Origin of the sequence: Moraxella sp. (genome assembly GCF_024227015.1) — a bacterium.
Lineage (GTDB): Bacteria > Pseudomonadota > Gammaproteobacteria > Pseudomonadales > Moraxellaceae > Moraxella.
Window position 1 is genome coordinate 1 of the sequence record NZ_JAAELD010000131.1, and the last position, 744, is coordinate 744.

Genomic DNA, 744 nt, shown 5'->3' on the forward strand with positions numbered 1-744 from the left:
CTTTTGGCAATTCGTAAAGATTTAAATTTATTTGCCAACCTGCGACCTGCCATTTTGTATAAAGAATTAGCCAATGCGTCCACTTTAAAACCAGAAGTCGTATCGGGATTGGATATTTTGATTGTGCGTGAGCTGACGGGCGACATTTATTTTGGCGAGCCACGGGGCATTCACACCAACGATAAGGGCGAGCGTGAGGGCTTTAACACCATGCGTTATAGCGAAAGCGAGATTCGCCGTATCGCTCATGTGTCGTTCCAATCCGCCCAAAAACGTGGCAAAAAGCTGTGTAGTGTGGATAAGGCGAATGTGTTAGAGACGACCGAGCTGTGGAAAGAGATTTTCACGGACGTTGCCAAAGAGTATCCTGACGTTGAACTGTCGCATATGTATGTGGATAACTGTGCCATGCAACTGGTCAAAGCCCCCAAGCAGTTTGATGTGATTGCGACAGGCAATATTTTTGGCGATATTTTGTCCGACCAAGCGTCCATGCTCACAGGCTCTATCGGTATGCTACCATCAGCGAGCCTAAACGAGACAGGCAAAGGGCTGTATGAGCCGTCTCATGGTTCTGCCCCTGACATTGCAGGGCAGGATAAGGCAAATCCACTAGCGACCATTTTGTCGCTTGCGATGCTCGTGCGTTATAGTCTAAACGATGAACATCGTGCGGTGAGAATAGAACAAGCGGTGCAAAAAGTGCTAGAACAAGGCTATCGCACGGCGGATATTTATGAAGAC

At 47.7% G+C, this 744-nt stretch carries 1 protein-coding gene; it reads left to right on the forward strand.

Annotated elements, in window-relative coordinates:
• The coding region (leuB, locus tag GY683_RS02815; protein ID WP_297287302.1) for a 3-isopropylmalate dehydrogenase at positions 1 to 744 on the forward strand (744 nt) is incomplete at both ends.